This window comes from Bacteroides pyogenes (genome assembly GCF_014196225.1).
In the GTDB taxonomy this organism is placed as follows: domain Bacteria; phylum Bacteroidota; class Bacteroidia; order Bacteroidales; family Bacteroidaceae; genus Bacteroides; species Bacteroides pyogenes_A.
The window spans coordinates 76,461-85,055 of record NZ_JACIDI010000014.1; the positions used below are offsets into that span (position 1 = coordinate 76,461).

Annotated in this window: 8 protein-coding genes; 1 reads left to right on the forward strand and 7 read right to left on the reverse strand. The window is 44.9% G+C overall.

Annotated elements, in window-relative coordinates:
- The first annotated feature begins 84 nt into the window (after nucleotides 1-84).
- Entirely contained in the window at nucleotides 85-2,160 is a 2,076-nt protein-coding gene (locus GGR07_RS10085; RefSeq protein WP_021644120.1) for an HD family phosphohydrolase, read from the forward strand.
- Here GGR07_RS10085 and GGR07_RS10090 read toward each other — a convergent pair.
- From GGR07_RS10090 to GGR07_RS10120, 7 genes are all read right to left on the reverse strand, one after another.
- Nucleotides 2,135-2,605 (reverse strand): low molecular weight protein-tyrosine-phosphatase, encoded by a 471-nt coding sequence (locus tag GGR07_RS10090; protein WP_021644121.1) that lies wholly within the window; start codon nucleotides 2,603-2,605, stop codon nucleotides 2,135-2,137. The genes GGR07_RS10085 and GGR07_RS10090 overlap by 26 nt on opposite strands.
- Before the next feature lie 249 nt (nucleotides 2,606-2,854).
- Nucleotides 2,855-5,320 carry a replication restart helicase PriA gene (gene priA / locus GGR07_RS10095; RefSeq protein WP_021644123.1) on the reverse strand — a complete coding sequence of 822 codons (2,466 nt, stop codon included), beginning with the start codon at nucleotides 5,318-5,320 and terminating at the stop codon, nucleotides 2,855-2,857.
- A gap of 369 nt (nucleotides 5,321-5,689) precedes the next feature.
- Complete coding sequence (locus GGR07_RS10100; RefSeq protein WP_034543150.1) at nucleotides 5,690-6,292, reverse strand: porin family protein; 603 nt, start codon at nucleotides 6,290-6,292, stop codon at nucleotides 5,690-5,692.
- Nucleotides 6,293-6,521: 229 nt separating this feature from the next.
- Complete coding sequence (locus GGR07_RS10105) at nucleotides 6,522-6,743, reverse strand: DUF2795 domain-containing protein (protein WP_002558131.1); 222 nt, start codon at nucleotides 6,741-6,743, stop codon at nucleotides 6,522-6,524.
- Between the two features lie 72 nt (nucleotides 6,744-6,815).
- Nucleotides 6,816-7,379 (reverse strand): cob(I)yrinic acid a,c-diamide adenosyltransferase, encoded by a 564-nt coding sequence (locus GGR07_RS10110; protein ID WP_021644125.1) that lies wholly within the window; start codon nucleotides 7,377-7,379, stop codon nucleotides 6,816-6,818.
- A 52-nt stretch (nucleotides 7,380-7,431) separates the two neighbouring features.
- Nucleotides 7,432-8,055, reverse strand: a complete 624-nt coding sequence (locus GGR07_RS10115) for a hypothetical protein (protein WP_039972331.1) — start codon at nucleotides 8,053-8,055, stop codon at nucleotides 7,432-7,434.
- Nucleotides 8,056-8,195: 140 nt separating this feature from the next.
- On the reverse strand, nucleotides 8,196-8,456 hold the full coding sequence (locus tag GGR07_RS10120) for a hypothetical protein (RefSeq protein WP_021644128.1): 261 nt from the start codon (nucleotides 8,454-8,456) through the stop codon (nucleotides 8,196-8,198).
- Between the last annotated feature and the right edge of the window lie 139 nt (nucleotides 8,457-8,595).

Consider the following 8,595-nt stretch of genomic DNA (forward strand, 5'->3'; position numbering starts at 1 on the left):
AATATAGGTAAATCGGGGCAAAATTAATTTTTTTTTTCCATACTATGTTTTTTTTTCGTACTTTTCGCCAAAAATTCAACGGTTATGGAATATCTGAAAGGAAAAAGAGGCTTCTTACAAAAAAAATTAATCTATAAAGCTTTATTGTTTATAGTCACAGTGTCTCTTATTGTATATTTCCTTCCTCGCGACGGAAAATTCAACTATCAGTTCGACATGAACAAGCCGTGGAAATACGCCCAGTTGATAGCCACTTTCGATTTTCCCATTTATAAAAGCGAATCGGTGGTGAAGCACGAGAAAGACAGCTTGATGGAGTTTTTCCAGCCTTATTACACGCTCAACAAAAGTGTGGAGAAAGAAGCATTGGAAAAGCTGAAGCGGCAAGGTCATGCAAAGCTGAAAGGCATCCCCGCCGCCGCAGAACACTTGAAATACATTGATAAAACGCTGAAAAAAATCTATACGACCGGAGTTGTTTCGACAGAAGACAAACAAAGGCTTGAACAAGACAGTGTGGTTTCCATTATGGTTGTTGATGATAAGCTGGCCAATCCGGAAGCTACAGGAAATCTTTTCACTGTAAAAAAAGCCTATGAATATTTACTATCCACCGCCGATTCCCTGCATCTCAACTTAGACATTCTGCGTCAGTGCGCCATGAACGAATATATCGCTCCGAACTTGTCTTTTGACCGCCAGCGCACGCAAACGGCGCAAGAAGAAATCTTCAAAAACTATTCTTGGGCAAACGGGCTCGTAGTTGCCGGGCAAAAAATTGTAGATCGGGGAGAAATCATCAGCCCGGAAACCTACAACATTCTGGAATCGCTGCGCAAAGAATCAATCAAACGAAGCGAATCGACCGGACAAGCCCGTCTGGTGCTCATGGGACAAATTCTCTTCGTAAGCATGCTGATATTCTACTTCATGCTTTATCTCGACCTGTTCCGAAAAGAGTATTATGTACACAAGGGACGGCTATCGCTATTGTTCATGCTGATCGTTTTTTACAGTGTGGTGACCGCACTCATGATCACACATAATATATTCAACATCAACATCATTCCGTATGCGATGTTGCCGATCATCATACACGTATTTTTCGATTCGCGAACCGCTTTCCTGACACATGTGGTCACCATACTTATTTGCTCTATAGCGCTCAGATTCCCGCATGAGTTCATCCTGACGCAATTGGGTGCAGGACTGGTAGCTATTTTCAGCCTTCGCGAACTTTCTCAGCGGTCTCAATTAGTCCGCACTGCTTTGTTGGTGATAGCGACTTACGTAAGCATTTACTTCGCGCTTGACCTGATGGGCGGAAACGTTTTCTCAAGCGACTTCTCAAAGATCAACGTGCGAATATACATATACTTCATAATTAATGGCATCTTATTGCTGTTCGCCTATCCGTTGCTATTCCTGTTGGAAAAAACATTCGGATTCACCTCCAATGTAACCCTCGTAGAGCTTTCAAATATTAATAGTCCCCTTTTGCGTCAAATGTCGGAAACTGTGCCCGGCACTTTCCAGCATTCCATGCAGGTGGCCAATCTGGCCTCCGAAGCAGCTAACCGTATCGGAGCCAACAGTCAGTTGGTACGTACAGGCGCTCTATATCATGATATAGGAAAAATGGAAGCCCCGGCTTTCTTTACCGAAAACCAATCGGGAGGCATCAACCCGCACAAGAGTCTGAGCTATGAACAAAGCGCGCAAGTTGTCATCAAACACATTACCGGGGGCATGAAATTGGCGGACAAGCACAACTTGCCTAAGGTAATCAAAGACTTTATCAGCACTCACCACGGGCGTGGCAGAACCAAGTACTTCTATATTTCATGGAAAAACGAACATCCGGGAGAAGAACCTGATGAGGAGAAGTTCACCTACCCGGGTCCTAATCCGTTTACCAAAGAGACAGCCATCCTGATGATGGCGGACAGTGTGGAAGCAGCTTCCCGCAGTTTGCCGGAATACACGGAAGAAAGCATCAACAATCTTGTCGACAAGATTATCGACTCTCAAGTAGCAGAGGGATACTTCAAAGATTGTCCCATCACATTTAAAGACATCGCTACTGTGAAAACCGTATTCAAGGAGAAGCTGAAAATCGCTTATCATACCCGGATCAGCTATCCTGAGTTAAAGAAGTGAGCAACCCCTCACAAGCATCCTCCAGAATATCCAGTACATATTCAAAGCCCTCTGCCCCTCCGTAATAGGGGTCGGGCACGTGGTCGGCAGATATGCGAGTGCAATAGTCTGTCATCCTCTTGATTTTCTTCCACTCTTCGGGCGATGGAGCCTTCTCTTTCAGATCGTCTATATTCCGGTCATCCATCCCGATGATTAAATCGAAGCAGTAAAAATCTTCCGTCTGCACCGGGCGTGAACGGTGCACCAGTTGATACCCCCGACGGGCGGCATGGGCACGCATCCGGCTGTCGGGCAATTCTCCCTGATGGTAGGAAAGAATCCCGGCAGAGTCAATCACAAAATCTTTTTCCACTCCCTTTTCTTTCAATAAATGGAGCATCACTCCTTCCGCCGCAGAGCTGCGGCATATATTGCCTAAGCAAACAAACAGTATTTTTTTCATATTCTTATAAAATTAACAGCTACCCCGAATAAAAATGGGAAACAACCTCCATCCATTATATTACCAACGTCTATATTTCGGCTTGTTGTCTTGCAATACTTCACATTATCCCACCGCTCCAAAAGCGTGAGGTATATCAAACTCTGAAGCTGCCAAACAAGTAGTCGACAGTCAGGAAGATCGTGCCGGAAGTATGGGGAATAGAAAGCAGGCTGTTTTCCTTCAGATGACATAACGCAACGGTCTGTTTTATACCGGATCTACATCGTAGTAAACGATGAGCGACTTAAAACGTTCTTCTTCCTGCATCTCACCCTGTATCCGTGACAGCAATTCACGCACACGTTCCATGGGAGCATTATGCTCTATTTTCAGAATGATCTTTTTTATATATAAAGTCTGTATGCGGGCTACAGGAGGCTTATCAGGGCCCAGCACCCGATTACCGAACACAGCTCTGAGCTTATCTGCCATCACTCCCGCCATTTCATCGAGTAAAGACTCCTTCCGGTTTTTCAGATAAACATATACCAGCCGATAATAGGGCGGATAGCGAAACATTTGCCGTTCGGCAAGCTGTCCGTCCACCATCTCTTCGTAACTGTTCGCTATCACCTGACGAATGATGGGATGGTCGATACTTCTGGTTTGCAACACTACTCTGCCCTGTTTGTTCTTGCGGCCTGCACGTCCCGCCACCTGAGCCATCAGTTGGAAAGCCCGTTCGTAGGCACGGAAATCGGGATAGTTCAACATAGTATCGGCATTCAGGATGCCGACTACACTGACGTGATCGAAGTCGAGTCCTTTCGATACCATCTGCGTACCGATGAGTATATCCGTCTTTCCCTGTTCGAAATCGGCAATAATCTTTTCATAAGCCGTGCGGGTGCGGGTTGTATCCAAGTCCATGCGCGCTACCGCTGCCTCGGGAAAAAGAATCTTGATATCGTCTTCTATCTTTTCGGTTCCGAAACCACGGTTTACCAGTTCCGTTCCCTCACAAGCAGGGCAAGCCTTTGGCAATCCGTAAGTGTATCCGCAGTAATGACAGGTGAGCTGATTAATACCTTTATGATAAGTCAGGCTCACGTCGCAATTCTTACACTTCGGAACCCATCCGCATGTGCGGCACTCCACCATAGGTGCAAATCCTCTCCGATTCTGAAAAAGAATTACCTGCTCTTTCTGTTCCAACGCCTCTTTCATGTATTGCACGAGCAAAGGAGAGAACGGGCCGGCCATCCGCTTCTTCCGATGCAACTCTTTGATGTCTACCGGAATAATCTCGGGCAGACGAATTTCTTTATAGCGTTCTTTCAATTGCACGAATCCATACTTCCCGGTTACGGCATTTTGCCATGTTTCGATAGAGGGAGTGGCCGTTCCCAAAAGAGTTTTCGCCCCATACATGGCAGCCAAAACGATAGCCGCGTTGCGCGCATGGTAGCGGGGAGCAGGATCTTGTTGCTTATACGTATTCTCGTGCTCTTCGTCTACAATAACTAATCCCAGATTCCGGAAAGGGAGAAAGACGGACGAGCGCACTCCCAGAATAATGTCATACCCTTTTTCTCCCAACTGCTTCTGCCATATCTCCACCCGTTCGGCATCAGGGAACTTGGAATGGTAGATGCCCAGCCTCGAACCGAAAACCCGCTGAAGACGATCGGTTATCTGTGCGGTGAGCGCTATTTCGGGAAGCAGATAAAGCACCTGCTTCCCTTGCCGAATGGTTTCTTCGATGAGATGAATGTAGACTTCGGTTTTCCCGCTGGAGGTTACCCCGTGAAGCAGACAGACATTTTTCCGGCAGAAAGATTCTATGATTTCACCGTATGCGCGTTGCTGAAACTCATTCAGAGGATTAAGGGAATTTAAGACGCTTTGCACGGGAACTTGGCCGTTCAAGCGTCCCACTTCATGGAAATAAACTTCAAAGATATGCTTCTCTACCAAACCATTGAGAATGGCGGCAGATACTCCCGCGCGTTCGAGCAATTCTTTCTTGGAAATCTCTTTCGGAACTCCGTCTCCCAAAATCCCCGCACACTCTACATACTTCATCAACAGCGCGAGTTGCTTGGGAGCACGGGACAAAAGGTCGAAAAGAATATGCAACTGCTGTTCGTCGGGCGTCGCCATGAGGCGTACCCTTGCTTCTGTCTTGGGCTTATAGGTACGTCTTAGTTCCTCCTTGACAAAAATCGCCTCCTTATCGAGCAACGACTTGATGACGGAAAGGATGTTTTTCATACCGCTCTCCTTCTCCAGCTTAGTGACGCTTTGCTGAGAATCTTCCGCCAACAGATCGAGTATTCGCTGTTCCTTTTCAGGCAACGGAACATCCGTTTCAAAATCGGGGTTGTACTCCACGATTGTTTCGCTCTCGAGTTTCAATCCCGAAGGTAAAGCAGCCTTATATACATCCCCCTGCGTGCAAAGATAGTAGTCTGCCACCCATTTCCAAAACCTAAACTGCACCGGCAGCAAGATGGGCGAAGGATCGAGCAGGGTAGAAATTTCCTTCACTTCATATCCTTCGGGAGAACAGCAATGTACATTACACACAATAGCGGTATAAAACTTTTTACGACCGAAAGGCACCACCACCCGACAACCCGGCTTTACCTCATCCGCACAGTGGGTGGGCAGCGCATAAGTAAAACTCCTCGCCAAAGGCAAGGGTAATATAACATCTACAAACTTTTTCATTGCAGGTACAAAGATATAAAAAAGAAGACCTCCGTCTAAAAAACCATCTATCCTTCTAAACGCGTTTCTCAGACAAACGCGAAAATCGTTTCAGGCAGACACGAATTCGCGCAAATCAATGCAAACTCATTAAAGTAATCATTGCATTAATCTGCGCAAAAACATTTTTTCTAAAAATCTCATTAAGCCTTGCCACTATCTTTCTTTCAAGATGGCTAGGAATACACTGTTCCTTTCTAAGTTCTTTCTATCCACGTCTCGTCGGGATAAATCCTCTCACATGCTTACAGATTTCTCGGGCTGTTTATTTCTAGGTTATATCCGCCTTTCAACATGGCTTTCGGATAGTTCAAAACCACCAAATCTATATTAGAACATATAGGCTACGGAAATCTGCCAAGTCTTCGTCTTATACGATCCCGACTCTTCTTCTCCTCTGAAGAATTTAGCAGTGTCACTGAAAGGCATGTTATAATTCACACCCACTTGCAGATGATTCAGCAATTTCACGCCACCTCCCAGGTTGAAACCAACTTCCGCTTTTTTCTTATCCGTACGCAGCTTCTTATTATCGGCGTCCCAAACATCCTTGTTCTTCTCGAAATCGAAATAGAAATCGGGACCTGCTGCCAGATAAATGGCAGCGAGTTGACCTACTCCGAACGTATATCTCAGGTTAACGGGAATATCCAATCCGTTCTGCTTGATTTTTTCATTACCCACATCGACTCCTTTCTGAGAGAACAGCAACGCCCCGTCTACTCCCAAGCCGACAACAGGCAGAGTGAATTCAACCATTGGTCCGATAAAGAAGCCGGTAAAATTATCCTTTTTAAAATTTGCAGGCACATCAGAGAGACTTGCTTTCGACAAGTTCAAACCGCCCTTTACACCAAAATGTACTTGAGCCAAAACCGGAGTTGCCACAAGCATGCATATGGCAACTAAAAAAACACTAAAAGTCTTTTTCATAAATCTGTACGTTAAAGTTTCGATACAAAGATATATATTATCATGATAAATTACAAACTGCGCGCTTTCATTCTCGCAGTAATTCCCTCCCCGGAGCACGGAGGTAGAAAACATTTCGTCTGCCTCCGTGTCTTTATCCGCAAGAGACTGAAACTTTGCACAAAAAATCCCGAGAACCTTTGCAGGCTATCGGGTTATTATAAAATTCTTGTTCTAAACCTCTCTCGGGTCAGTACTCTTCCTCATTAAAGAAGAAGTCCTCCTTGCTTGGATAGTCCGGCCAAATATCTTCGATACTTTCATAAATTTCGCCTTCATCTTCCATCTCTTGCAGATTCTCAATAACTTCCAGAGGAGCACCCGAACGCATGGCATAGTCAATCAACTCGTCCTTGGTTGCCGGCCAGGGAGCATCTTCCAGTTTTGACGCTAATTCCAATGTCCAATACATAAAACCCAGTATTAAAAGTGAATACTAATTATTTTGCTTTTCTATTTTTCGGCAAAAGTATAATAAAATCTATCATTTCCAACTATTATCCCAGAATATTTCAATATTTTGTTCGTCTACATTCATTTTTCGCGATAAAACAAACAAATAATCAGACAGTCTGTTGATATAAGCCAAAAGTTCAGGAGCAATCGCATAACTTTCGGGCAACGCCAAAATACGCCGTTCGGCCCTCCGACAAACGGTGCGGCACACGTGGCAAACAGATGATCCACGGCTCCCTCCGGGAATGACGAAAGCGGAAAGAGCAGGCAACGCCTCATCCAGCCGATCTATCTCTCGCTCAATCCTTTCAACATCTTCCGGCATAATAATACTACGCTGTTTCAGTTTTGTTTTTGTTTGATCAGTAGCCAGATGCGAACCGATGGAAAACAACTTGTGCTGCACGTCCAAAACAAAGTTTCGGTCGTTTTCATCACGCAGGTATGTATGCAGCCATCCCAAATGTGAGTTAAGCTCATCTACCGTCCCATAAGCTTCCAGACGAATATGAGTTTTCGGCACACGGCTTCCTCCTACCAAACTGGTCGTTCCCCGGTCTCCGGTTTTCGTATATACAAGACTTTTTTTCATGGTGTATTTTGCTTAAATATTCTACTCATATAAAATTAACGCATAAAGGCTCTCAGAAGTTGACTACATAATGCTGTTTAAACTTTTTCCGGTCGAAAAAAATCAGCCCGACATCATACAGGTCGAACGTGATTCCTGCCCGTTCGTCCTCCTTCAACCGTCTCCACACATCCCTCATCGGTTTCGAATAACAGATTCCATGAACCACGAACAAGGACCCGGAAGACACGCGACCGGCACAAATATCAAATATTCTTTCCACTTCCTCCGGTTGCCGATATCGGTTCAGATACAGAAAATCAACTTTCGTATCGGCAACGAGCACAAGCTCCGAGAGATTCGAGGCAAAAACATAACCGGCAGACTTTCTGGCAGCCTGCATATACAAAGAGGCAACAGACAAAGGTCCCACTTCTACAATCGTACCCGGTTGTATCCTGTTGACCAAACGAAACAGCAAGCGATTCACTTTTACATGCCCTTTAATCCTTCCTTCCTTTCTTCTTCGCTCTTTTTCCTCACTTTCCAGATTGGCATAAGCATAATAAGGGCGCCGCTCATAAACGACATCGGTTATCAGCCCGAAAGCAAAAGGAGAATGCACGCCGTATCCGCAACGGTGGCGAAAACGGGACAACCAGATAAAAGGACGTTTCAGACAAAGTAGAAAACTCATAATACAGGTATTTCTTTATTTATATTCAGACACCTATTCTGCTTTAAGAATAATCCGGCGGCAAAGATATGATTTTTTTATCGAAGAATGAGGTTGTCTCATCCTCGGAAGAGATCGTCATTGCGGTTTCCACCTCTTCGTCATTGGCAACTATATTGAACACGTCCGTCACTTTGGTATCCGGAGAGGGAGGCGGTTCTAACTTCTTCGGGATGGGTAATCGGAATAAGTACCTCTTCAAAAATGGGATCGTGGGCCGATGAATATGCAGCCAACTTTACATCTTGTCGTGTCCATTCGAACGAAACGAACATGAAAGCAAGCGCAACAACCACTCCCATTAACAACCAAGAACTCCGTTGATTCTCGATTGCAGCCTTTCTTGATTTTTTGGCTTCCATAAGAAATGTGTTTAAGTAATTAATAATAGAAAATATATAGTATATAATAGTTCGTTAAAAATTCGCCAAGGCTAAGCGGCTCTGGCAGTAAATAAAATGAGTTCTTTGAAAAGTTTGTCAATAACTTGCGGGTCTGGGT

Bases quoted from the DNA above. Each gene is read 5' to 3' on its own strand.
- GGR07_RS10085 (WP_021644120.1), top strand. From the start codon at position 85: ATGGAATATCTGAAAGGAAAAAGAGGCTTCTTACAAAAAAAATTAATC.
- GGR07_RS10090 (WP_021644121.1), bottom strand. From the start codon at position 2,605: ATGAAAAAAATACTGTTTGTTTGCTTAGGCAATATATGCCGCAGCTCT.
- priA (WP_021644123.1), bottom strand. From the start codon at position 5,320: ATGAAAAAGTTTGTAGATGTTATATTACCCTTGCCTTTGGCGAGGAGT.
- GGR07_RS10100 (WP_034543150.1), bottom strand. From the start codon at position 6,292: ATGAAAAAGACTTTTAGTGTTTTTTTAGTTGCCATATGCATGCTTGTG.
- GGR07_RS10105 (WP_002558131.1), bottom strand. From the start codon at position 6,743: ATGTATTGGACATTGGAATTAGCGTCAAAACTGGAAGATGCTCCCTGG.
- GGR07_RS10110 (WP_021644125.1), bottom strand. From the start codon at position 7,379: ATGAAAAAAAGTCTTGTATATACGAAAACCGGAGACCGGGGAACGACC.
- GGR07_RS10115 (WP_039972331.1), bottom strand. From the start codon at position 8,055: ATGAGTTTTCTACTTTGTCTGAAACGTCCTTTTATCTGGTTGTCCCGT.
- GGR07_RS10120 (WP_021644128.1), bottom strand. From the start codon at position 8,456: ATGGAAGCCAAAAAATCAAGAAAGGCTGCAATCGAGAATCAACGGAGT.